The sequence below is a fragment of the Paenibacillus tritici genome, from assembly GCF_018207515.1.
GTDB lineage: Bacteria > Bacillota > Bacilli > Paenibacillales > Paenibacillaceae > Paenibacillus_AQ > Paenibacillus_AQ tritici.
Map to the genome: position 1 here is coordinate 2,767,691 of NZ_CP073365.1, position 26,048 is coordinate 2,793,738.

17 protein-coding genes and 2 pseudogenes are annotated in these 26,048 nt (G+C 38.7%); 13 read left to right on the forward strand and 6 right to left on the reverse strand.

The genetic code is table 11. From position 1 onward, the window contains the following. Window positions 1–106 precede the first annotated feature (106 nt). A complete protein-coding gene (locus tag KDC22_RS11620) occupies window positions 107–4,153 on the forward strand; it encodes a helix-turn-helix transcriptional regulator (protein ID WP_211723119.1) in 4,047 nt (1,348 codons plus the stop codon). Window positions 4,154–4,731: 578 nt separating this feature from the next. Further along, window positions 4,732–5,139 carry an integrase core domain-containing protein gene (locus KDC22_RS11625; protein WP_211723120.1) on the forward strand — a complete coding sequence of 136 codons (408 nt, stop codon included), beginning with the start codon at window positions 4,732–4,734 and terminating at the stop codon, window positions 5,137–5,139. 368 nt (window positions 5,140–5,507) lie between these two features. On the opposite strand, the gene KDC22_RS11630 is transcribed toward KDC22_RS11625, so the two are convergent. The 4 genes from KDC22_RS11630 to KDC22_RS11645 all read right to left on the reverse strand — a co-directional run bounded on the left by KDC22_RS11630 (window position 5,508) and on the right by KDC22_RS11645 (window position 8,272). Then, a complete protein-coding gene (locus KDC22_RS11630; RefSeq protein ID WP_211724003.1) occupies window positions 5,508–5,657 on the reverse strand; it encodes a spore germination protein in 150 nt (49 codons plus the stop codon). Window positions 5,658–5,988: 331 nt separating this feature from the next. Beyond that, the gene (locus KDC22_RS11635; RefSeq protein WP_211723121.1) at window positions 5,989–6,852 is read right to left on the reverse strand and encodes a hypothetical protein; all 864 of its coding nucleotides are present in this window, start codon (window positions 6,850–6,852) and stop codon (window positions 5,989–5,991) included. Then, window positions 6,849–7,163, reverse strand: a complete 315-nt coding sequence (locus KDC22_RS34020) for an acyl carrier protein (RefSeq protein WP_211724004.1) — start codon at window positions 7,161–7,163, stop codon at window positions 6,849–6,851. Before KDC22_RS34020 ends, KDC22_RS11635 begins: the two co-directional genes overlap by 4 nt. Then, window positions 7,160–8,272, reverse strand: a complete 1,113-nt coding sequence (locus KDC22_RS11645; protein WP_211723122.1) for a hypothetical protein — start codon at window positions 8,270–8,272, stop codon at window positions 7,160–7,162. Before KDC22_RS11645 ends, KDC22_RS34020 begins: the two co-directional genes overlap by 4 nt. 801 nt (window positions 8,273–9,073) lie before the next feature. On the opposite strand from KDC22_RS11645, the gene KDC22_RS11650 reads away from it, so the two are divergent. From KDC22_RS11650 to KDC22_RS11665, 4 genes are all read left to right on the forward strand, one after another. Continuing rightward, window positions 9,074–9,352: a phosphopantetheine-binding protein gene (locus tag KDC22_RS11650; RefSeq protein WP_211723123.1), complete on the forward strand. Its 279-nt coding sequence runs from the start codon at window positions 9,074–9,076 to the stop codon at window positions 9,350–9,352. Window positions 9,353–9,948: 596 nt separating this feature from the next. Further along, window positions 9,949–11,478, forward strand: coding sequence for a class I adenylate-forming enzyme family protein (locus tag KDC22_RS11655; RefSeq protein ID WP_211723124.1), 1,530 nt, complete (start codon window positions 9,949–9,951; stop codon window positions 11,476–11,478). 47 nt (window positions 11,479–11,525) lie between these two features. Next, the gene (locus tag KDC22_RS11660) at window positions 11,526–13,280 is read left to right on the forward strand and encodes an ABC transporter ATP-binding protein (protein WP_211723125.1); all 1,755 of its coding nucleotides are present in this window, start codon (window positions 11,526–11,528) and stop codon (window positions 13,278–13,280) included. Between the two features lie 22 nt (window positions 13,281–13,302). Continuing rightward, complete coding sequence (locus KDC22_RS11665; RefSeq protein ID WP_211723126.1) at window positions 13,303–14,982, forward strand: ABC transporter ATP-binding protein; 1,680 nt, start codon at window positions 13,303–13,305, stop codon at window positions 14,980–14,982. A gap of 870 nt (window positions 14,983–15,852) precedes the next feature. Here the strand turns inward: KDC22_RS11665 and KDC22_RS11670 are convergent. Beyond that, window positions 15,853–17,153: pseudogene (locus tag KDC22_RS11670) on the reverse strand (IS1380 family transposase). Between the two features lie 740 nt (window positions 17,154–17,893). Between KDC22_RS11670 and KDC22_RS34025 the strand changes: the two are divergent. The 3 genes and pseudogenes from KDC22_RS34025 to KDC22_RS11685 form a co-directional block, all read left to right on the forward strand. After that, window positions 17,894–18,790: pseudogene (locus tag KDC22_RS34025) on the forward strand (IS110 family transposase); the annotation flags it as partial. Window positions 18,791–19,018: 228 nt separating this feature from the next. Next, window positions 19,019–19,507, forward strand: a complete 489-nt coding sequence (locus KDC22_RS11680) for an NUDIX hydrolase (protein ID WP_211723127.1) — start codon at window positions 19,019–19,021, stop codon at window positions 19,505–19,507. 493 nt (window positions 19,508–20,000) lie between these two features. Further along, a complete protein-coding gene (locus tag KDC22_RS11685; protein WP_211723128.1) occupies window positions 20,001–20,156 on the forward strand; it encodes a hypothetical protein in 156 nt (51 codons plus the stop codon). 267 nt (window positions 20,157–20,423) lie between these two features. Here KDC22_RS11685 and KDC22_RS11690 read toward each other — a convergent pair whose 3' ends face one another. Then, window positions 20,424–21,245, reverse strand: a complete 822-nt coding sequence (locus KDC22_RS11690; RefSeq protein ID WP_211723129.1) for a helix-turn-helix transcriptional regulator — start codon at window positions 21,243–21,245, stop codon at window positions 20,424–20,426. Between the two features lie 683 nt (window positions 21,246–21,928). Here KDC22_RS11690 and KDC22_RS11695 point away from each other — a divergent pair. From KDC22_RS11695 to murA, 4 genes are read left to right on the forward strand one after another with little or no spacing between them, the layout of a single operon-like run. Continuing rightward, window positions 21,929–22,873 (forward strand): Gfo/Idh/MocA family protein, encoded by a 945-nt coding sequence (locus KDC22_RS11695; protein ID WP_211723130.1) that lies wholly within the window; start codon window positions 21,929–21,931, stop codon window positions 22,871–22,873. A gap of 24 nt (window positions 22,874–22,897) precedes the next feature. Then, a complete protein-coding gene (locus KDC22_RS11700) occupies window positions 22,898–23,893 on the forward strand; it encodes a sugar phosphate nucleotidyltransferase (RefSeq protein ID WP_211723131.1) in 996 nt (331 codons plus the stop codon). Continuing rightward, window positions 23,890–24,666, forward strand: coding sequence for a TauD/TfdA family dioxygenase (locus tag KDC22_RS11705; RefSeq protein WP_211723132.1), 777 nt, complete (start codon window positions 23,890–23,892; stop codon window positions 24,664–24,666). The genes KDC22_RS11700 and KDC22_RS11705 overlap by 4 nt, the downstream gene beginning before the upstream one ends. Window positions 24,667–24,720: 54 nt before the next feature. Beyond that, window positions 24,721–26,010 (forward strand): UDP-N-acetylglucosamine 1-carboxyvinyltransferase, encoded by a 1,290-nt coding sequence (gene murA, locus KDC22_RS11710; protein ID WP_211723133.1) that lies wholly within the window; start codon window positions 24,721–24,723, stop codon window positions 26,008–26,010. The last annotated feature ends 38 nt before the right edge of the window (window positions 26,011–26,048 follow it).

The following is a 26,048-nucleotide window of genomic DNA, read 5'->3' on the forward strand; positions in this document are numbered from 1 at the left end:
CATATGCTATTTAGGAAGTGAGTTTTTTGAAAAATTGATTAATTGTATTATGAAATGTATTTGATGAAACTTATTTTAAAACTTTCTTGGGGATAGGAAGGTGTTTATGAATAGTCACCCTGGTCAATACGTCCGGAAGTCTATTGTTTACTTAGGAATATCTGAGATAGAAGCAGCTCAAAGAGTAGGCATTGATGAATCATCGTTATCGGAGTTTCTTAATGGTAAATCCCCACTATCTATAGATTTGGCACTTCGCTTAGAAAAATCTTTGGGCGTAAGCAGCGATTATTTACTTGAAATACAGGCCCTTTATGATAAGCGAAATGACACATGTACCAATGATGTTAACTTGATCTCGCCTGTTGTCCCAAGCTTCCTAACTATTAAAGCAAGGCAAATAGAAAACTGGGCTGAACAATATATAGAAGCACGAAGTTTGCTACCAGTTCTTCTAAGGAAATTAGTTCACTCTACTGGTAAAGGACTCACAAAAGTCGATTTCCCTGGGTACGATAATTCGCAACGTAAAGGTTCGGATGGTTTCATACAATCTAATATTGCAACTGCTTGGATACCTAAAGGAGATTCATATTGGGAATTTGGAACCAATAAAAATCCAGGATTAAAAGCAGAAAAAGATTACAATGCACGATTATCTTCAATTGACTCTCATATAAGAAAGGAGAGTACTTATATTTTTGTGACACCAAGAAATTGGCCTGCTAAGAATGAATGGGAGGTAGAAAAGAATGAGACTGGGGAATGGAAAAATGTCAGAGCATTTGATGCGGATATTCTTGAGCAATGGTTAGAACAATCTGTGCCAGCGCAAATATGGATTGCAGAACAACTTAGCTTAACGACTAATGGATGCGAAACACTGAATCAAGCATGGAACCGTTGGTCAAATGTTAGCCATCCACATCTTACGCCTACACTATTTGCTCCTTCAATTACTTTATATAAAAGTTTATTTATAAATTGGATTAAAAACGAAAGTAATAAGCCATTTGTTATCACTGCTGATTCTCATTTAGAGGCACTAGCATTCTTGGCATGCTTGTTTAATGATGTAGAGCTAAGCAATTATAAAGATTTACCGACAGTTTTTACTTCACCTGATGCACTTAAAACCCTCATTGCTTCGACTGCAACATTTATCCCCATCGTTTATTCTGATGCTACAGAGCGTGAACTTATCGACGTTTATCACCGGCTACATTGCATAGTTTACAGACCGCGTAATGTCGTCGATGTTATACCCGATATTAAACTTGATCTTCTTAACCATGAGCACTTCAAAGAAGCTCTTATCTCAATGGGTATTGTGGATAGTGATATTGATAAACTTGCTAGGGAATCTGGGCGTTCACCAACCATTTTACGTCGGCGACTTTCTCAGAATGCTGCAGTCAGTAGACCAGACTGGGCAAGAAACGATAATTGGGCAAAATCACTTGTACCAATGGTATTAATCGGAGCCTGGCAGTTTAAATCTACGGCAGATCAATCGATATTATCTAGTATAGCGAACTATAGCTACGAAAATATAGAAGAAGAGATGGCTCGGTTGCTTAAGCAAGAGGATAGTCCAGTATGGTCAGTGGGGAAATATCGAGGAGTTACTTCGAAGCTTGATGCAATATTTGCAATAGCATATGTTATGACAACAGCTGATCTTGATCGTTTCTTTGTTGCAGCTGAATCTGTTCTATTGGAAATAGATCCGGCTTTAGAGCTACCAGAAGAACAGCGTTGGGCTGCTTCTATTTATAACAAAACGAGAGTACATTCAAATGTACTGCGCAAGGGCATTTGCGAAACGTTAGTCATTTTTTCTGTTCATGGAAATAACCTATTCCAAAGTCGGCTTGGCCTAAATGTAGAGCATCAAGTCAGCACATTGATTCGAAAGCTTTTAACACCTTTGACATTGGAGAAGTTGCTCTCATGCAATGACGATCTTCCACACTATGCAGAGGCAGCGCCAGAAGAATTTTTGAATATTATGGAGACAAATTTAATTAATAACGACTCCATTGTACTTGGCCTTCTTAAACCAGTTGACAGTAGTATGTTTGGAGTCAGTCCATCACGCACTGGACTTCTCTGGGGAATAGAGTCCCTTGCATGGAGGCCAAATAATTTATGGCGCGTTGTAGCAATACTAGCCCAGCTATCTAAAGTTAAAATTGAAGATAATTGGGCAAATAAACCCATAAATAGCCTCCGTGCAATCTTTAGGTCTTGGATGCCGCAGACAGCCGCATCATTGGATCAAAGGTTAAAGGTGCTTGATATAGTTATCAAACGTTTTCCAGATATCGGATGGGACGTTTGCATCGAACAAATTAGGTCTGGTTCCCGGATAGGTGGTTATAATTATAAACCTAGCTGGCGTGGAGATGCGTCTGGTGCTGGATATGCAGTTTCGCGAAGAGAAAGCTACACTTTTAATCGAAGAGCTTTGGATATACTGATAGATTGGTCTTCTCATAATACTGAGACTCTTGGAGATTTGATTAAAAATCTTCAAGGAATTCCAATAGAAGATCAAAACAAAGTTTGGGATCAAATCGATAGATGGTCAAAACACGCTAATGATTCTGCTAAAGCAGTTTTGCGAGAATGTATACGACAATATGCTTTTACTCGACAAAGTCGTAAGCGGAAACTTGATGTGACAATCCGTGATCGTGCTCGTCAATCATATGATTCCCTTCAACCGGAGAATCCCATGATTCGCCATGCCTGGTTGTTTGCTGAGCAATGGATACAAGAATCAAGTGATGAAATCGAAGACCAGGACTATAACTTTTCTGAACATGAACAGAAAATTGACAGACTGCGTCACGAGGCGATGAAAGATATTTGGTCTAATTATGGTTTTGAAGGAGTCAAGCTGTTATTAGAAGATACCAATGCAGCTAATGTTATTGGACAATACGTTACATCATTCGTTCCAGAAGGGCAGGCACAAAGTAAATTCATTCAACAATTACTTTCAATAAAAGAAGATAATCAAATAAAGGCTGAGTTGTGTCTTAGAGGATTCTTGCTAGCAATTAAAGAGGATCAACGTATTGAATTATTACAACTAACATCAGCAGAACTGTGTACAAATGATCATGAGAGGTTGCTCCTCAACTCTCCATTCAACTGGTCAACTTGGAGGCTATTAGATGGAAATGAAGCACTTCATGCTGTCTATTGGAAAAATGTATTCCCCTCCTGGGGACTATATGAGTCAGAAGATTGTAACGAGATAATTGAATGTCTTTTGAATGCACAACGTCCCCGTGCAGCTTTTCATACTGTTCAAATGAATTTTAATTCTGTCGATACTTCTCTGTTTAAACGTCTTTTATATGAAATTGTTACTTTAAAAGCAGAACCACCAGGTCAATTTACATTGAGAAGCTATCATATTTCTAAAGCATTAAGTTCTCTAAATACGCGATCAGAAGTTACCGTCAATGAAATGGCGCGTTTAGAGTTTATGTTTATTGAAGCGCTTTGTAATGAAGAGCATGAATTCCCAAATCTTGAACGTGTTATTGCCACATCCCCGATATTATATGTTCAGGCTTTGGCACTCTGTTTTAAAAGGAAAGATGAAGGTGATGACCCCGAAGAGTGGACTATAGAAAATGCTGAGCAACAGGCCATGCTTCAATCAGCTGTGTATCGATTGCTTGAGCGATTTAAGCGGATACCGGGTACTAACGAAGAAGGTGAAATTAACGTTAATGCATTGAAGTCATGGCTTACCGAAGTCCGAGAACTATGCAGTGTCCACGGTCGTACTGAAATTGGAGATGAGTATCTCGGAAAGTTGCTTTCAAGAGCTCCAGCTAAAGAAGGTATGTGGCCGTGTAAAGAAGTATGTGAAGCGATGGAAGAATTCTCATCACCTGGAATCCGAACGGGTTTTCTTATGGGGATTATAGGTTCCCGAGGATTTGAATGGCGTGATGAAGGCGGAAAACAAGAACGTGAACTGGCTGCAAAGTACCATGATCTGGCAGAACGTTTATATTTTGAATATCCTTTTGTTGGGAGAGTTATCGAAGATATAGCTGAATTTTATGAGGACGAAGCTATTTTACAAGATACAGAAGAAGATATCTCAAAAAGGATAGATAAATAGATGGATTTTGTAAACAGTCTGTTTACTATTCTTGGTCCTCCGTCTCGTGGGGGTAGCCGAGTCGACGTACTACGACCGTAAGAAACGCAAGAGCAGGAGGCACAGGACGTCCCTCAGGGGTGCGGAAGACCCCTGGCTACTCCCTGACCGAGTCGGGAGAGAAGATTAGCGACGAGCCGATCCAGTAAATGCTCCTGGAACTGGTCGCTGGAGAAGAGCACGTGTACGGGTACAAACTGCTAGCCAAGTGCTTGTGGGACCAGTATGGGCTGAGGCTCATTCACAAGAAAAGCTAACGGCTGTGTCAGGCGCTAGATATCCTGCAGCCGCAGCGTCACAAGAGCTTTAAGCATCCCCGGAAGCTGCCGGAGAACCAGGTCATTACCGGAGCAGGCCAGCTCTGTCAGATGGACATTAAGTACGGGTACGTGGTGGGACAGACCGGCATTTCTTCGTCCTGAGCATTATCGATGTGTTTACCCGTGTCATCGTGGGCTACTACCGCGGATCGTCGTGTGAGGTCAAGCACGCCTGACAGACGCTGGCACTCACCATGGAGCAGCACTGCACCCCTGGTAGTGCACGCGGTGATCCGCACGGACAACGGCCCCCAGTTCGTCAGCCGCCTGTTTGGCGACATGTGTGAAAGCTGGGAGATGACCTATGAACGCATTCCGCCGAAAACGCCGGATTTAAATGCTTTTATTGAATCGTTCCACAGCAATATCGATCGGGATTTATTCCGCAAAGAGGCCTTCAACACGTTCGAAGAAGCCTATGAAGCGGTGGACCGGTACATGGACTTTTACAACAACCGTAGAATGCATACGAGCCTTCGGAACATGCCGCCAGCTACCTTTGCGGAGTATTGCAATATCAAAATCTTAAGTATGACGTCAGATTTTATGAGAAAAATTTTCAGGTTATTGAGACTGGGTGGTAGAATTGATGAGAAGCGTATAAATATGCATATTCTGCAGTGTTAACTTTCAAAGATAATGCAAATAACGCCACAACAATTGCAAAGTAAATGTGAAAAAAGACTGTCGTAGCAAGGTTCAATTTCACAACAAATGCAAAAACGCTTGAAAGGCAGTGCCAAATTAACATTCTTGGCGTTGCTTTTTTTAGGATGACAACGAAGATGTTTAAAGAATATGGGGGGAATAAGATGCCAGATGAAACGAAAACAGCATTTATAAGCTATAACTAGGAAGTTTAGGATTTGAATCATCATAGCATTCAAATTAACTGTGCCACTCTGAGTGATAAATAAATCCATTCGAATTTCCCTGATACTTCGAATTACTTCTTGTATGATGGGATCCTTTACAATGCCATGTAAAAAAGAATTTCAACATGGTTCCGGTGAACTCCCGATTTGGAAGGATCTATTCACCAATTGGTGGGTGAAGAGTCGCCTTCGAATCAAACTCGTATTTACTCGAAGGGATTCGGTAAAGCCATCAAATCGGGAACCTCGGACGACAGATTCCGTCGCTATCTCATCAACACTAGATTCTTAGAAGCTCTTAGCCGCCAATGCCGTTCTTGGTATAGGACTTAGGATATTGAGGTTATAACCTGGCGCATTGGAAAAGGCAGGGCAGAACTGCAAAATGGGGGATACCGCCTAGATTGAGATGCATTGTCCATTCTGCTGAAGCTTGAGAATTTGAGAAGTAGACACTGGGGAAGGGATTACTGGGGGCGGGGAAATCTGTGCTCTCCAAGAAGCTCCCACCAAATGGTGGGAGCTTCTTGGAGAGCACAGAAAATGGTGATTTATTTATGCACTTGAAAAATCTTTTCAGAACCAATGTAGTTTTAAATGCTTAGTATTGTAGAGTTTTTAGATGAACAAGTTCCATTTCAAACACATCTTGTACAGAATTGAAAAATTTCGTGTCTCCGTTTGGTAGAAGGGGGATTTTGAAGAAAAATTTTTCAATTGATCTCCAATAATTAATGATGTGTTCATAGCTATCAGGGCGTGTTTGATAAGTAAAATAAGTCATCCTAGAGATCGAAATATTTCTTATCATACCAAACAATTTTTTCTCCAGATCTTTTTTCATCTCAGAAGAAGATTGTAAATCAAAGTAAATGTTGAATTGTTCTTTAATAAATGAGTAGACATTATTATATTGTGATTCATAATCTTGCAAGGAAAGAATATAAGGAAGGCTTATGGGATTTTTTTTAGTTAAAGGTTGATCGAAAATATATATATTGTTATGAAATTGCAACCATGAATTTTTGCAATTCTCCAGAGATAAGGATAATTGTACCATATAATAGGGATCCCATAACGTAATTGTTTCATCCATATTGAAGGCCAAGACATAATGGATTTGATGTCGAATTTGATAAGAATCTTTCATATAGGGTAAATCAAATGTGTCGAGGGCGATAAGAAAGTAACGATTAGGAGGAACATCTTCAAAATTATAGATCTCTTCCACATTAATATCTAATTTGTTTACTAAATATTCCATTAATTTTTCGATAGGTATAGTACCACTAAAAGTAAGTGATTTCTGAGAATAGGCTATATTAAAATTATAAACTGATAGATCGCTAATATCAATATTTAGTATCTGTTTAAGATATAAGACTGTTGAGTTTAAGAAACAGTCAAAAGGCCCGTAAAGGAGCTTACAGTCCCTCCAATCAAATACGTTTAACTTAGTATTCAATCTCTTAGTTCACCCCTAATCGAACATGAATATTTCTGTTCAAGTAAAAAAACAATTTTATTGATGTTTTCAAAGTTTGTCATAAGTAAATCTTCGTCTGCAAATTCAAAATTGAATTCCATCTCGATCTTCACTAGAATTTCCATTTGTTTCATGGAATCTGCACCATACTCAATCAAATTGACTGAAGGATGTATTTCTTCGTCGAAATTAATAGTGGAACGTACAATAGCAATAATTTTTTGAGTAATTTGTTCGGAAATTTGAATGATAAACCCCTCCTGGAAAATGGATTTTTTAAATAATTTTATTGTCTAATGATAGACTGGGATACAAAAGCAGGCCATAAATCTGGGTTATGCCCAAATTGGTGTAAAAATGAAATAACCCATCTCTCTAATCCAAAACCAACGCATCCACTCACTGGATCGTCTATGTTGTTGATTTTAATATTGAATGGATGAGTAAAACCTTGTGAATGGAAGTTAAATGAAGCAACAGCAATCTGTTTTTCAATCCCGGATTCAAGCTTTATTTCTTGCTTGGTGTTTTCCATCCATTGGAATTTTTTATATTTTTGCATATTAGGGATAATAAAAGAGTCATGAGAAGTGCACAAGTAACCTCTAAGCCCTATCTTTTTAACAAACTCTATTGTCTTTTGAGTTAAAAATGACTTGCATTCAAACACAAACTGAGAATCACCAATAAATACAATCTCTCTGACCTTGTAATCCCTGAGTCTACCAGTCTCTTCCCAACTTTTCCTACCCTCATTTCGGAATACGTTTTGTGTGAAGGTTAGTACCTGATTACGAGGAAGTGTTTTATTTTCGTACTCCTCGTAGGTATGAAAGCAGGCTGCGGGGGAAAGCGAAAATTGAGGTTCATTACAACTTTCCAGCACATCTCCTTTGTTAACGCTCTCATTTAGTTGATTAAGTACGTCGAAATCTTCTTTTGAGTAGCAAACAAACATAGAGTATTGAGGTGAGGTTTTCAAATAATTAGTTTTTTTTAGTACAGAAATAGGCAACAATGTAGGGTAGATTCTTTCTTGGGCATTTAATTCTAAGGCTATATCTTTAAAAGCAGAATCAAAAAAATTAAATAGTTTCACAGCATCCGAATTGAAGATAACCCTACCAGAAACGTATCGATGTGCTGCAGGCTTATGTTCCTGTGAGTAGGGAATCGAATTTGTGAATTGATTAATAACAATGTCGCCTTGCTGGACAAATGTTTTCAAAATAAATTGGATGTTTTTTTGAATATGTTCATAATTCGCATCTCGTTTCAGATCAATTGTCAATTTGTCGCCGGCATGTTCAACGTGTTGTATGTCCTCAGAAACGAAGTATAATGCTCTAATTATTTCGTGAATATTCACCACATGAGACTCCTGAATTTTAACTTCCACTGCTCATCACCTCTCTATATATGTAATATGTAAAAAAGTTGAATATTGTTGTTGAAATACCATGAATAAAGTCTCATTCAATACAACTTTTAACTTTTCAAGAAAAAATACTACATCATTTTTCAATAAATCGCAAACGAAAAAAACGAATTATTTTTTAGTTTAAAATAACAATGGCCATCTATAAAAATAGAGCTCCGTTGCTGCTAGTACAATTTGCACCCAAGTTCACAAATTATCATATTCCTTTTTTGCTTAAAATTTAGAAGAGTTCTTCTTTATTTGCTATGTAACGTCTCTGTTCAGGCGTTATCATAGCAAATTCCTTTTAGCTTTGCTAGGGCACATTTCTTTCGTATGTGTAGGGTTTCTGTTGAAGCATACTGAGAACCGCAATCAATAATAGTGGAGCACGTAATACTAGGACTGATGGTGGCGAATAGGTTTTTCATTGCCTTTAGAACCGCTGATTCTTGCGTTCGGTAATCCCAGGAAACTTGGATGTTTGAACGCAATGTGATTATGCTCCTACTGTCAGGAAAGATTATGCTCATTTTTCTTAGGTGTACTATCACGGTGGGTAGTAGATCGATTCGTTATCTCTAAAATATTTCACTTATGGAATAAAGAGTCTTTGCAAAAACTTCGTGCGCTATTTCTTTAATTGGTGGGTGTAAAACATAATAATTTTTTAATTGGCACTACGAGTTTTAAAGATAATATCTACTTTTACATATTTAATTGATTGTTAAACTTTATTGTGATAATTATTAGTATCATGACGAAATTAGGAGGAAGAATATGAGAGATTCGATGATTGAAATTGAACAAAAGTTAAAGCTTATTGTGGCGCAGAATGCAATTCCGACAACATCTCCAGATGTTATTGTCCGTACCTCGAGGCCGATTGAAGATCTTGGAATGGATTCTATGCAAATTATTAATCTTTTCGCGATTATTGAGATAGAGTTTGGTATTACAATATTTGATGATATGTTCGCTCCTGAAGCAATTGAAACCTTTGGAGGTCTAGTGGAGATGGTCAAAACCTGTATAAAGAAAAGTAAACATACTATATAAAGACAGCGATAAATTACGATCTACTGCGTACGAAAATACCAAGAACTCAATGGCGGTTATTAAAGCGTTATTTCGCATATTTAGCCTTACTTCAAGAAGTACAAGTGTAGCGATTATGCAAGGAACATATCTCTATATGGGTATCGATGAAAACGAGTTGAGCTATTACGTCGGTGACCAGGCTAGTATTAAATGCATGCAAGAGAAGTTGAATAATATAGTGTTCAATAGTATCGTTTAGCTATTTTCAAATGTTTCCATATTATGTATGTTGTTCTCCAATAATTGGACTTGTATCCAAAAGACGATTCAAAACGCCACCTACAATGTAATTGAGGAATAAAAAAATCCACGAGTAACTTTATCCAATGTGTATTTTGGTGAAATTTTTGTTTTGCAGCGAGTAGAATGATCTTGATACAAAGTTCGTCACCACTGTTTCGTTATATTGAGATTAAAAGGGGGCTTGCTTGCGGAGATGCTTGGAAGAACTTAGTATATGATTTTTTATTCCAAAGAGTAGCAGGGGCCATATCCCTCACGCAACTATCGTGCCAGAACGTTGCAACATCTGAACGCCAATTATATTGTTGATTTTGAATAAGCGTGGTATAAAAATACTCTCAAAGGGATATGGTATCATGAAATTCTCGCATTTACGAGATCTGGTAGAATGTAATAATACTCCTTCAAATAAAGCTGCAGTTATAGAAGTAAATGGCCGCTGTGTTTATACATATGCCGAACTTAAATCTTTAGTAAACGACCTCAAAACTGAATTGTACAACCTTAATGTGAAGGAACGAATGCACGTAGCTGTGGTAGGCGGAAATAGTCTACAATTTATAGTTGCCTATTTTGCGATCCAATCCATTGATGCTGTATGCATTCCGATGTCGGGATCAGAAGCCAAATTCGATATGGACCGTATAATTGATACATGCCAGATCTCCTATGTGTTATTTTGTGACGACTATAATGAGGAACATTCCCTTAGGCTGTCTGTTGTTCGTAGAAAGTTTGGCATTACTCTTTGTAGAGTGTCACTTGAGTTTGATACGACGAATTGCCCGAAGGATGTTGCCCTCCTTCTAAGAACGTCCGGAAGTATTCTGAATCCCAAAATCGTAATGCACTCACATTCCAGTCTTCTTTTTAGCGCGAATTCTCATGCAGAATCAGTGGGGTACACGAAAGAAGAAAGAACTCTCGTAGTTCTTCCTTTGTGTTATGTATTTGCTCATACGTCTCAAATGTTGGCAACGCTCTCCGTGGGGGGGACAATTATACTATTTCCGAGTGGGAATATGTTTAATGTGAATAGTTTTAAAGATGTCGTTCAAGAATTCCGAATAACTTCTACAGCCTTAATGGCAACATACTTGAGAATGCTTGCAACCACTGCAGAGCGGTCCCTATTTAAGTTGGAATCGCTACAGCACATCTGTTTTGCAGGCGGCCCTACACCTCAATCTATAGTATCATCCCTTTCGAGAAATTTGAAGAATGTTAAATTGCTTCGAGCCTATGGGTTAACCGAGGCAGGACCACGAGTTAGTGTTGTGAGGCCTGCTAACTCGGAATATAACGTGTCGTCAGGGCATCCTGTTGAGGGAATTGAGGTTCAAATAACCAATGTGGCAGATGGAGTCGGAGAAATAATTGTAAAAGGGCCAAATATTATGAGGGGATACTATAATGACGTGGATGCAACTAACCTTGTCATTAAAGATGAATTTCTACATACTGGGGACCTTGGTTTTTTGGATAATAATGGAGAATTACATGTTGTTGGGAGAATTAAAAATATGGTTATTTCTATGGGAATGAAGGTGTTTCCTGAGGAAGTTGAGGATATCCTCAACTCTCATTATCTTGTAAAAGAAAGCCTGGTCAAAGGGGTATCTAACGAAGTTTTCGGTGAGATGGTTATCGCTTTTATAGTTCTTGAAGAGAAGGAAGCGGAAGAAGAAGAAGTGGAAAAAATCCTTGTAGGTCACTGCAAGGGACGGCTTCCGACACATTCGGTCCCACGAAAGATTTATGTAGTCGAGAAATTGGAGAAGACTATCAATGGGAAGTTAAAGCGAACAAGTGCGGCTCATACGAACATTCTGAGCAGTTGAGAATGGACTTTGGAAACTTATAACTTTTATTGAGGCGGGAGCATTCTATGTCGAGTAACCGTAGTACGTTTAAGATATACAAATGGGCGCTATCTTATTTATCATCTTATAAATGGAGATTTATTCTAGTTGTATTATTGATTGTAATAGCTTCATCTATTCAATTGATTATACCAAAATTCGTACAATATGTTATTGATGATCTTATGCCAACACGTCAATATGAACTTTTTTTTATTTTTGTAGGTATCCTTGTTTCATTGCTCATAATAGCAACTTTTTTTAACGGCTTTCAGAATAACTTGAAAATCAAAGTGCAAGAGGAAGCGACACGTGATTTACAACTGAAGGTCTTTCAACATACGAGGAATTTGGGATTCTCCTACTTTGAAAATCATCCGGTAGGTGAGACGTTGTCTCTCTTAAATTCTGAGGTTGCTTCAATGCAAAAATTATATAGGGATTTTTTGCCCAAAATGTTGGAGTGGGCTGTGTACGCGATAATCGCTGGAATTATTATGTTTCAAATAAATATAAATCTAACTCTCTCGACCCTGCCCTGTTTGCTGATTTACTATATTATTGGGCCGTTCTTTGTAAAAAAGTCTGCAATTTATGGGAAACAACTTGCAGATGACAGAGTGAACTTAAACCAAAAGATCAACGAAAGTATCTCGTGTTTGCCGGAGTTTAAAAGCAATTCAGCTGAAGACTGGGGACTCCAGAGGTTAATGCAGTACCAAGAAAAGATGGGTAATTCTTTGATTAAATTTGTGTTCTACGATTTTGCTAGATTCGCTGTTAGGAATTTTTCTTTTTATCTTGGTTTCATAGTACTTGTATTATATGGATATTTCCTTATTCAAAGGAATGAGCTCACAATTGGTGGGATTTCAGCCTTCTTGATTTACTATGTTGAAACTATGAAAAGAATTACTGGAGTCTTGTCCTTCATTACAGAACAGAAGATGCTTATGCATCAAGTAGAGCGACTTTATAGGTTTATTCATACAAAACCAAAATATCAACTTTTGACATCAACTACTAAGCATAATCAACCGATCGATGGGAACATAATTTTTAAGGACATCGCTTTTCGCTATACTGATACTCACACTCCTGTGTTCACTGGGTTGAATTTTGAAGTGAAGAGTGGCGAGAAGGTTGCAATCATTGGAACAAGCGGAAATGGGAAATCCACGATCACCAAAATTATAGGTGGATTTTATTCACCTTACGAGGGGGCTGTACTTCTTGATGGAGTTCCGTTGCAAAATTATGATTTAGTTTCATTGCGTGATGCTATGGGGTTTGTATTTCAAGAAACATACCTTTTTGGTAGGACCGTACGGGAAAACATATTATTTGGAAAACCGGAAGCTACTGAGGAGGAGGTTATTCAAGCTGCCAAATTGGCCTATGCGCACGATTTTATTATGGATCTTCCTGAAGGGTATGATACTTTCGTTGGTGAGCGTGGGATAAAATTGTCAGGTGGCCAAAAGCAAAGAATTTCACTTGCAAGAATGTTCCTCAAAAATCCTAAAATTGTGATTTTAGACGAGGCAACATCCGCACTTGATAATATGAGTGAATTCGAGGTTATTAAGGCTCTTGATATTCTTTGCGCTGGACGAACGACCGTAATGGTAGCGCACCGGCTTTCCACGATAGTTAATTTTGATCGAATCCTTGTCTTAGATCAGGGATCGATTGTCGAAAGTGGCTCGCATATGGAGCTACTAAGTAAGAAAGGCATATACTACAGGATTCATAACTCTATTGAGGTGTCCTATGGATAGTTTACGATGGTTTATTTCCTACTTGATTAAAGTTAGAGGATTAATATTACTGTCCTTGTTGCTGGTAGTGCTTGAAACTTCAACACTGACATTTTTGACATGGATACAAAAGCATCTCATCGATAACGTGTTTATATCGGATGATTTCCAAGAATTTCTTACATTTTTGATAATTATAATCATTAATATAATCATTTTTTGCTCAATGATGTTTATCACACCAGCAGTTTCGAACAAGAGTAGTGTGTTAATTCAAACTATGTTACTAAGAGATCTAATAAAGCAAATGTTTAGGCAGCCAATGGGAGAACTCCAAAAAGAAAGGACTATGATGCTTTCACATATTTATACGGACGACATCCCTAGAGCTGCTAGTGTGTCTGTCGAGCTAATTCGAGGGTTCCAACGCTTCTTTGTAGTAGCTTTGTCAATAGGTATTATTTTTACAGCCAATATCTACGTGCTCCTTCTTTTATTGTCTTTAAGTGTGATATATGTTTGTTTAGGATACAATTTCGGCAAGAAGGGCAAAAATATATCTAAGGAAGTGGAGAAAGAGAAGTCAAAATTAATGGTTTTCCTCGACGAGAGCATCTCCTCTACTCGGGAAGTCATTGCCTATAATCGTGAATCATGGGAAACGCATCTATATCATAATATATTTAGTAAATACCTTAAATCAGTAATTAAACGGGGTCATATATCTAATCATGCAATGTTTATTACGGACCCATTATTGTGGGGAACGTTAATCATTGTTGTTAGTTACAGCGGATATTTAATGTTTAATGACAAGATTACCATTGGTGAATTCGTTGTTATTTTTCAGCTTACCTCTACTTTCCTCAGTTCCATGGACGTATTATTTAAAACGTATTTGGGTTTGAGCTCCAACTGGGCGTCGGTTGAGAGGGTATATGATGCCTTTGAGAGATTCAACAAAACGGATATTGTCCAAGGTAGTATCGATAGTCCAATAAAGGAAATTGTATTCAAAGACGTTGATTTTCAATACTCCTGTGATTCTTCCAAGGTGCTCGATCGATTAAACCTTTATATCCCTGCTAACAAAAAAGTTGCGATTGTTGGTTCAAGTGGTGGTGGGAAATCGACAATTGCAAACCTCTTAATTAGGTTTAACGAACCAACCGGTGGGGACATTTTGATCAATCACAGAAATTTAAGCTCAATGGACTCGGACGCTTGGCTAAGAAAATTAGGAGTTGTATTTCAAGAGCCGTATCTTTTTCCTGATACAGTTAGAAATAATTTGTTGATGGGTAAGGAGGTATCGGAAGAATGGTTTAGATTGGTTTGCGAAAGTGTACTCGTAGATACATTTGTCTCACAGCTCCCGGATGGATATGAAACAATAATCGGTGAACGGGGAATTACACTGTCAGGGGGCCAAAGGCAAAGACTAGCATTAGCTAGATCTTTACTTAGAGATCCAGAGATTCTAATTTTAGATGAGGCTACCTCTGCGCTAGATGTTGAAATCGAGAAAGAAATCCAATTGAAGTTAGACATATTACGAAAGGCAAAGACAACTATCGTTATCGCTCATCGATTAACGACTATCATGAACTCCGATATCATTTATGTAATGGTTAAAGGGAAAATTTGCGAGTCAGGCACTCATCAACAATTAATGCAAAAATCAGGTGAGTACGAAAAATTGGTGAGAATCTACGGTACATGAACTACTCTGATATGCCTAAGCAGTTGAATGTCAAGCGCGCAATTAAATTCCAATCGAGATGAGCGTCACATTTTGTATCGTTTACTCTCTTATTATGAAAGCGTTCTGGTTTTGTTTGAATGGGCAGACCTGTTTCAATGGAATCTATTCTCAAATTAAAAATCTGTTTTGTATCCTAATTCATTTCTCAGGCTAAGCTTGAATTTATTCTAAGGAATATGAGGAAGGACTTCAATCTAAAATTTTTAACCAACCGTTAGTGGCTTGTTTACAGTGAAGATAATAGTATCGATTACAGATTAAATATCAATAATTAAAAGAAGAGCAATTAGCTAGAAACTGAGCCAATAACGTGAGACAAATCAAAATACCTTCAAGAGAATGAATCCTTTTCGTAAGATAGGGAAATCATCTGGGAGGTGTTTTTGTATTGGCAACCAGAGTGAGTTATCCCGTGGAAATATAGATGAAAGCCTTAGAAAGGAGTTTAGGTACCCGTAAAAAAGTTATGAAGAAGCTCGGGATACGATAGGAAATAAGACACAGTTAGAGACGTGGACAACGAAGGGGCTGTCGCTTTCAGAATAGCGGAAAAGCAGGATGCTTGGTTTTAAATACGATGGAACAGCTTCCAGTGAGGACATATATGCTGCTTCATAATGATCTCAAGCTTACTAAAGCGAAACTAAATAACCAATCTCACATGAACCTGAATTTCGAAAGCGCTTAATAGCAAGGAAGCCAGAGACTGGCTACTCGAAATAAGGGAGTATTAACAGAGTGAATTTTCCGAAATGGCTTGCCGGCTTATAGGACCCCCCACCCCAGAATTCCGGGAATCTGAATTTCTATGTTGAATTTTAGAGACCTTCATTCTAGATGGGCGATCTTAGATTGCATCCGTTTCCAAGCGTAGGGGTTTGTAAATTCCTTCGTCAGTTTGAGTACGGTAGTTCGACTGTGACTCACCAGCGTCGCCGCGCACTGAAAGAATTCCAGACGGAACCGTGCCACCGTATAACCGAAATGAATGGGTTCGCAGCAATCTCGTTTGAAGCGTTCATACAGGTTATGCGCCAGCAATTTGGTGAGGAGGTCGATTTCATTGGCTTCGAAGGAACCGGCTGCGATCTTTTCAATGGAAAATCCACGCTTGGCTTCTTTGATGTAGTTTTCCATGCAGCAGCGCTGGTTGTAAAACCGCCACAAGTCGATCGCTTCCCAGTCCAGGTTCGTGACAATGGCTTCGTACTGCCAATCCGTGTCCAGCAGTAAACACGCTTGGTCGTCTTGAACGACCATGGCTTTGCGGATCACGGCGACCCGCCGGGGCTTCGTCCAGGAGGTCGCTTGGTACCACAGGGCGATGCCTTCAATGATCCAGTCTTCGTCGATGTAACGTGTCCAGTACCGACAAGAGGCCACTTCAGCCGACAGACGCTTCGTCCATTTCATTTTGCCAACATAGCCAATCTTTCGTTTCTCCCACAAGGAATAGAAGTCTTCGCCGCCAAAGCCTTTGTCAAACCGGGCATATTGGACCGAGTGCTGGCCCAGGAGGCCACAGGTCTCTTCCAGAAAAGTAGAAGCATTCGTGGACGAGTGAACGTTTCCGGCACGGAGCATGGCATTCAGGCAGAGGTGGGATTGTCCCTCGAAAGCCAGCAAGGGATGGTAGCTTTTCCGCTCCGGCTTATGGGCATTCACCCCTTTGGCCGCCTTTGCCTGATTCCCATATACCGTCTCCACGGTGGAATCAAATTAAGAATGAGTTTGGAGGGCTGAGCCGGCCGAATCACTTCGAGGTTCACGAGCCGAAGTTGCTTCTGTACATGGGGATTCATGTTGGCCAGTCGAGTCAGTTCCTTGTACAGCAAGGAGTGGTGTGGACAGCGCCCGCCGAGAAAACGCTGAAGCAGGGAATCCTTTTGCCATCTGCGAAAGTGAAACAGACGCTCACAGCCCAAGACCCAGCCGATGATGAGATACAGTAGAATGTGGGGTATGGGAAACAGCGCATTGCGGGCTTTGCCTCTGGATAAGGTGCGCAGCACCTGGCGCAGTTTGATTTTTTTGAGATCATCCAGGAAGAACTTGCTTCCTCCGATGCTGGTCGACTGAGTCAGGGGAAATTCGGTCTTGATTTTAGAAATAGATGTGGTAGACTTCACCTAAAAGGTGCTCCTCTCTTTGGGCGTAGTGTTCTGGATAAACACCATTCTACCAAAGAAACTAGCCCTTTTTTTGTTTTTACGTACAGTTACTTTCGAAATTTAGGATGAATTTTCTAAGACAGGCTGTTTAAAATTGCAAGGTGCTCTCTGATATCTGTCTCACAAGTGGGGCCCAGTTCCCTTAGCTGGCAGGTTTTGTTTTTTTATTGTTTATTTGGTATTATGAAGTTTGTTTGTGTCTTGTCTATATTGATAGCGATAAGCATAAATTGAGATAACAGTGAAAGGAGATTGAGCATTGAGCCCCATCTGCATGGGCTATTACCTATACAATGCGTCGGTAAAAAGTACAAAGATCTTCGAAGAGGTTGAAACGAAATGCTAGATATGGTAGTTTAGTGATGCGATGCAGCTAGTAGTGATTTGGGAAATAAATTGTTTAGCTTCAAGTAATAAATGAAATAACTTTTCCTTCTGTCAAACACTATTTTGGTTCATAACCATGTTAGTTTCAGGAGGAACAGAAGAAAAAAATGAATTTTCAAGCATTATTTGAGTGCTTTAAGCATATATTTCTATAGAAACAGGAAAGTACAATGAAGAGTGTTAAATCTGATTAACTATATTAGGAGCCATTCCTGTAATGAATTAATTTGAGGTTTGAATAAAAAAGCTCCAACTGTATACTGGGAAACGTTCCGTCCAAAGAACTATTCCAGCACAGGAGGCACTCTATCATGAAGTATAAGCAATCGAAGAAACAGAATCAACGAATTGCACGAATAACAGGCAAGACCCTTGTCGTAGGCGCAGACATAGCTAAAGAAACCCCTATGGCCCGCGCCATTGATTTTTGGGGATCAAACTCGGAATGGATTGTGGGTTCACCAATACCCGTACCGGACTCAAGTAACTGATTCAGTGGATGAAGGAGCTTAAGCAGGAGCATGCCAAGAGTGACGTCCTATTCGGCATTGAGCTCAGCGGACATTACTGGTTACCCTGGCGGAGTATTTGGGAGGCCAAGACATTCCTTTAGTCATTGTCAATCCGCATCATGTACCAAAGAACTGGAAGATAACTCGCAACCAAAAACGACTATAAAGATGCAAAAGTTATTGCCGATTTGGTTCGAAATGGGAAGTACAGCGAACCGAAACTACCGATGAATATGTATTCAGATCTGCGAATTCTCATGAATCTTCGGGAGAAGAATTTCGGACAGGTGCAAAGACGGGTGCAGAACTGGCTGGATCGCTTCTTTCCAGAATATATGCAGGTCTTTAAAGACTGGGAAGGAAGGCATCGCTCATTACGCGCTGAGTGAGTTTCCCACACCGGGTGAAGTCATAGAACTAGGTACAGAAGCCATTGTCCAACGGTGGAAGAAAGATGTGAAACGAGCTGTAGGCGCAAAGCGAGCGCAGCTTATCGAAACGGCGAGACGTTCCATCGGTCTGACCGAAGGACTCCCGGCACCCAAAATCGAGATCAAGACGCTTCTGAAGCAGTATGAAATGTTCGACAGACAACTTGAAGACATTCTGACCGAGGTTGTACGTCTGCTGGCGCTAATTCCGGGAACAAAGGAGATGCTCACTGTGCCGGGCGTGGCAGTCGTGACGTTGGCGGGATCTAAACGGTTATGCGCATGGACAGACAAAGGAAGTACGGAGCAGCCGCAGGAATCAAATCCATAAGGGCAACGACCTTGTAAAGGAGCAAGAAACGGCGTCCACCTCTTGAGAGGCCGAACGAAGGAATGTAAGGGCAGAGACCCCGCGTAACATGGGAGGGTAAGCACGGCTGAAAATCTAAGAACGAGTGTTTAAACAAGAGCATTTATAGTGGGAGGGTATTTAATGGAGTTTCCGACGCACATTGTATCGGCAGGGGGAGTTGTAGAAGATGGGAATGGAAATATCCTATTAGTTAAAGCCCATGATGATGGTTGGGTGTATCCCGGTGGAATAACCGAAGTTGGAGAGAATCTGATCGATGGAGTGATCCGTGAAATCAAAGAAGAAAGTGGAATAGATGCAACAGTTAGCTATTTGATTAGCGTTGTTTCAAATACAGCAATACATAAGTGGTATGACGGTGTGACGGATGTTCCTACGAAGGTCATGTTTGATTTTTTGTGCAAAGCTGTGGGTGGAGAGTTGGCTACTTCTGATGAAACTAGTGAGTGCAGATGGGTTCCAAAGGAACAGGTTCTGGATTTGATCACTTTACCTTCAATCCGCATGCGTTACCAAGCTTATTTGGACTATAACGGCTCTGTGAATTATATAGAGTACGTCACTGCAAAAACATCAGAATGTGATGTTAAGCTACAAAGGGATGTTTAGTTATAAGCGCTTTTTGTTAAGTAGATCTTTCTATTGGGAAATGAAATATTATAATGCTAACTTCACTAATTTAATCAAGCCCTAGCCCATACAATTTAGTGTAGGTCGTGCGATTTGTTAGAAATAAAAACTAAAACAAGCTTAAAGAAAACCAGACTGTTACCTATGAAAGTAGGACTGTTAAAAAGAACTATTTGTCTAACCCAGAGGTAAATGGTAACGAAATCCCCAGAAAGACAACTGTGTTTTATCGAGATATGAACGGTTCACTCTAAGCCACACATTTGTATATTAAAAACGTAAATGAGGTTTATCAATACTATCCAAAATAAGTAGTAGAGATGTTGATTTGAGGAATGATTACAGTCTCGAGAGTTGGGGAGGGTCCTTAATCAAAGGAGAACTTGAATATTATCTGTCCAATTCCAAGAACTATCTTGGCTTGGAAAGACAGCGATGATACCTAATCGCAGGTTAGGGGAGCGTACCGTTCATGCGAGATATCATGGATGATCTCGGTTTGAATGCTGTAAACTTGATTATGATGGACGGAGCGGGATCAATCCAAATGCAAATTGGTAATCCAAAAAGCAATCCAGTTGACAGTAACCGTTATGTCTATAACATGATTCGGGTGAAAACAACCTAATTAGCTACAATACCCTTGCTCATATAAATAAGGCTGTCGAGAAAGTCTCGACAGTCTTATTTATATGTAATTAATTTAAGACGACACCGCGTTAATGTTATAGATAACTGTTTGTAGAACTGATGGTGTCTTGAGGCACTCCTTCACTGAAAAGGGATTCAATTTGCTCAGGATGTGAAGCGCCTGGGGATAACTGAAATACCGACTTATTTTGGTACAGAAAAGTATACCTCTTTATCATTAATTAGTACAATAAAATATTAGCGCTTAATTTAGGGCCACAGTGGAATAGTTTAGAAGAATACATTGTTTCCGATATTCCTGTGGTGTCTGTCCGTAGTATCTCTTAAATATATCTGAGAATTGTGAGGTAGAAATATAGCCAATAGAAGAAGCAATTTTTTTTATTGGCAAATCTGTATTCAAAAATTCTAAAGCCTTTTTCATTCTTACCGACTGTAGAAATTTCATTGGTGAGATGCGAAATACTTTGGAAAATGTGTTGCTTAAATAAACAGGATTGGACTTTATTAGATCTGCGAGACAATTTAAAGTCAATGGTTTACAATAATTATTTCGAATATGTCGATGAACAAGCAAGAGTCTTGCATCAATTTTTTTAACAATAGGTTTCACTATAATTCTGTTAGTATTAGTGCTTTCTTCTGAGTATGGTTTAAGCTGTATCATTAAATCATCAAGTATGTTTTCGAGTTGATGTACACAATTCATTTTTGGATTTTGTTCAAACTTATCAAAAGTATGTTCGAACTTATCTATAATCCTCTGTTGGTCTATATCACATTCCCTCTGTTGGAATACTTTAATTCTATGCTTAAAGAGCACGGTTCTAATTTGGAAGATGGCAATTCGATATCTTCCTAAATCTTTTGTAGGATTTACAATTTTAATACGGTTGGCGATGACCAATTGGCCAGAAGAAACAGGATATTTCTGATGGTTTAATTGCACTACTGCGCCGAATAAAAAATGAATGCATACCAGTTGGTTCTCAGGATTAATTATATCTATGAAGGAATGTGGAGTTAAATATTCTTGAGTACGAATAGAGCAAATCGTGGTTTTCATGCAATACTTATCCTCCTATTTTGTTTAAAGTCGGTTTAAAAAATTCCCACTTTAAATTATTCGGTAATAAATGCTTATGCCATATTACTGAGAAAAATGAAGTCATCTTGAATGTTTCGTGATCCAAGTTGAACTCCCTAAGTTAATTATTATTACAAAATATAACAGAAAACACTCTTGAACTGCAAGTACAAATTTAAAATAATTTTCAAGTCATTGAAATTTATACTTAACACTGAAGAGATTGAATTCGCAAAAAACCAATGGCTAAATGTGCTGTGGAGATAGGTTACTTAGAAGTTAACCGTGGGTCTCTAAATTTAAGCCCCAACAATTTAAACGAAATAAATTTGTAATGAAAGTCACAGGGTCTCAGTTCTACCTTTCACTATAAAATTTATTTGCAACATTATTATCCATAATTCTATCTTTTTCGACACACGCTTGAATTTTGGGAACTTAAATATAATGATTGCATTTACAGAATCTATCTAATATTACATAATGATTTGCTGATCAACGGATTAATGTGATAAATATTACGTATAGACCAGCTCTTCTCATACATTTGAACTGAACTCATACACCAGAATGTTGTTATTTCAAAATATATCATTTGGTAGAGAAGGCAACTTAAAATTTTAATTGCACGATACTAAATTAGTAAATCGAGGAGGATAGCAATGAGATCGTTAAATGTTGGGGTTATTGGAGCAGGGTTTATGGGACAAAGGCATATACGCACGTACCTTTCTAGGCCAAACTGTTCATTAATCGGTATAGTAGAACAAGATGATGCTAAATTAAAAGATCTGAGGGACGCTTTTAGTGTACCCGTTTATAAGGATTTAAGTTATTTACTAGACGATGTCGACGCGGTAAGTATTGCTACACCTGCATCTACACACTATGAATTGGCCAAGTTCCTCCTGGAGAATAAAAAGCACGTTCTTTTGGAAAAACCAATGGCTTACACAACCAGTCAAGCATGGGACCTTATAAAAACTGCTAGAGTCAACAATGTCATTCTTGCTATAGGTCATATTGAAAGATTTAATCCAGTCGTTGACAGTTTATGTGAACTTATTAGAAGAGAGCAACCCTTATTTATAGAAATACACAGGGAAGGTCCTTACGACCCTAGAATTTTTGATGTTGATGTCATTATGGATTTCATGATACATGACTTAGACTTATTAGTGCATCTGTTTGAGGATAGATTAGTACTAAAATCAGCATATGGTATAAGTGTTTTCTCAGACAAAACGGATGTTGTCAATGCTCAATTAGTTGAAAAAAACGGAATGCTGATAAATGTCACTTCAAGCAGAGCCTCCGAACAGCGGAAGAGGCAGTGGAGATTATTGTTTCATAACAAAACTATTGAGATCGACTTGTTCAATAGAAAAATTTCTTGTTTTAATAAAAAAGATGGATTGACTCGTAATATATCAGATCATTACAGTTCTGTAGATCCGTTGACACTTGAAATTGATGACTTTCTTAAATCCGTAATAGGTGGATCTCGGCCGACTGTAGATGGTACTCAAGGATTTAATGCTCTTTTCCTCTCTGAAAAAATACAGACAGCAGTAAATAGGCAGAACAGTGATCTGATGGCGATTTAAAAATTTGCAAATAATGGTGATGGAATGAAAGCGTTATTATTGTGTGCGGGTAAAGGGAAACGTTTGCAACCCATAACAAAAAAAATCCCTAAGGCATTGGTCCCTATTGGTAATATTACATTAGTTGAGCATGCCGTGATGTCAATTCGACAAGCAGGGATAACGGAGATTGGAATTGTCCTGAATGACGAAGTTTCGAAATATAGAAGTATAATTGATACAATGCAGGAATCTGCAAAGATAACTTATATTGAACAGATGGATCCCAGAGGTACTGCGCACGCAATACAAATCTCTTTGGACTTTATTGGAGACAGTCCCTTTCTAGTATATTTAGCTGATAATTTGTTTGGTGAGTCTTTGAAGGGATTTGTCACCAGTTTTTTGTCGAACAAACCTATGGTACAAATTGGAGTAAAAACAGTGCTCAATCCAAAAGATTACGGTGTACTAGAATTGTCGGAGAACAACAACGTCCTGAACATTGAGGAAAAACCTAAACATCCAAAGGGAGATAAAGCGGTAGTAGGCGTTTTTGCGTTTGAGAACTCGTGTAAAACGTTATTTGACGACCTAAAGCTGTCGGATCGAGGAGAGCTAGAAATTACAGATGCGCTTAATAAGGCGATTCAGCAAAATTATAATGTAACAGCGCATGAGTTTAATGAGTGGTGGATTGACGTGGGAAATATTAATCGCTTACTCGAAGCGAATAATCTCTATCTTCAAGATATCAATACGAAAGAACAAAGAACGATCGCAACGGATTCGATAATCAACAATTCTCTCATAATTCACCCTGTCATTATTGGTGCATCATGTAACATTGAGAATAGTGTTATAGGGCCCAATGTAACAATCGGAGATAATACAGTGATTACAGGCAGTGTAGTAAATGAATGTGTTATTATGAGCAACTCTAAACTATCCGGAATGAAAGAAATTCAGGATAGTATAGTAATTCAAAAGGAAATAGTACAGGTTAGATATTATCAAAATACTAGGGAGCAATGGCAATGACTCATGAAGAATTATTATTCAATAAATACTTTGTAGATATTACACAGGCAGCTTTAGTAGAGAATATTTCTAGAAAACTTGACCGATTTGGGCTAGTTACATTCGAAAATATTCATTCTAGGGAGCAACTGATCAATTTTGCTGAAAAATTCGGAGCAATATTTATGCATAGAGACTCTGACGCTGATGGAATAACCGTTGTAAATGACAGAGGGTATGAAGAGATAACCGCAGGTTACGAAGGACTTTCGAATGCGGAGTTGACTTTACATACGGATAGAAGCGGTGAAAAATCCCCTCCAGAACTTATGTTTTTTGTCTGTAAAAAACAAGCCTTAGTTGGCGGTGAAACGTTTCTTGTCGATGGTAAAGAGGTGTTGGATATCATGAGTAAGGAATACCAGAGTGAGTACCACCAAATATTGGAAAATAAATCTGTTATATTTGGTGGTGCAGATGAACTATATTGCGGTTCGATGATCAATAGGTTATCTAATGGGAATTATTCGATACGGTTCAGATTTGATGAGCTAGGCTATTTTTCAAGTAACACATATAATGCAGTGAAGCGGTTACTTCAAGTGATGAAAGAGAGGGCATTTAAGCTAAGGCTTAAAGAGAACCAAGGCTATCTCATCAAAAATGATCGAATTCTACATGGGAGAACAAATTTTCAGGGGGAAAGAGAAATGCATCGATTATTGGTCTGTCTAAACCATCTATCCAGGATAGCTCCTGGCTTTGATATGCAGGTAAAGAATGCAGTAAATTAACTAATCTAACCAATTTCCCGTCCGCTAAATTCAATTCGAAAGCGAGGATTCTTCATGAGATGGCTTGAAGTTCAAAGGACACAACTATTGGGAGGCGAGGTTAAAATACTGGGAGCTAAAAATAGTGTACTAGCTTTGATTGCAGCGTGTTGTCTAGGAAATGAACCAATAATTTTGAGGAACATACCGGACATTCAAGATGTAAGGGTGGCTTGTAGCATTGCGGAAGATATAGGTGTCAAGATAACAAGAAACTTAAACGGATCAATCACTCTTGACCCGCGAAATATTGATCATGCGAATCTAGATGTGCATAAGACTTCGATATACAGGGCTTCTTATTATTTTATTGGTGCTCTCCTCGCAAAATTTAAAGCAGTGAAAATCGGATTTCCTGGTGGAGATGACTTTGTATCGAGACCAATTGATCAGCACATTAAAGGATTTCGGGCGCTTGGCGCAAACATTGTCATCCACAAGGATCATTATGTTATAAATGCTAACAAATTAACTGGAACAGAGATTTATTTTGATGTTATTACTTCGGGAGCCACAATGAATCTGTTGTTTGCTGCGGTATGTGCTACGGGAAATACCGTTCTGAGAAACGCAGCAAAAGATCCCGAGGTGGTAGATGTATCGAATCTTCTCAATAAGATGGGTGCCAAAATTAGGGGTGCAGGTACAGATACAATAAAAGTAACAGGAGTCCAACAATTAGGTGGATGTGACTATACCGCTATCCCAGATCGATTGATGGCGGGTACATTTCTGATGATTGCAGGAATTTCTGAACGTCCCATAACGGTAATGGACGTAATACCCGAACATATGGAGGCCAGCCTGGCTAAATTAAAGGAGATAGGGCTTGAAATTGAAAGAGGAGAAAATTTTATTACTGCCCATCAAGCAAAAGATTTGAACTCCGCACTAATCCAGACAGAGATGTATCCTGGATTTGCAACTGATCTGCAGCAACCTCTTACTTCACTTTTGCTTATGGCAAACGGAAGAAGCGTCATAACTGATAATGTATACCCATATAGATTTGGCCATGTACCTGAACTTAATAAAATGGGTGCTGGCATCGAAATAAGCGGATCTAGCGCTCTTATTAATGGAAAGAAACAACTAAAAGGGACTTTGGTCCATACAACTGATATACGAGCAGGATTATGTATGATATTTGCAGGTCTAATGGCGGATGGAATTACTAGAATAACGGGTGTCGAACATCTCGAACGTGGAGTTGAAGACGTTATATCTTCATTTCGTTCCATTGGGACCAATATAAAACTATGTACTGATAATGAAGCGGAGAATATTAGTGAAAGGTTTTTGTAATTTTAATGTTTAAATTAGGAAATTAACTTTGGATGAAA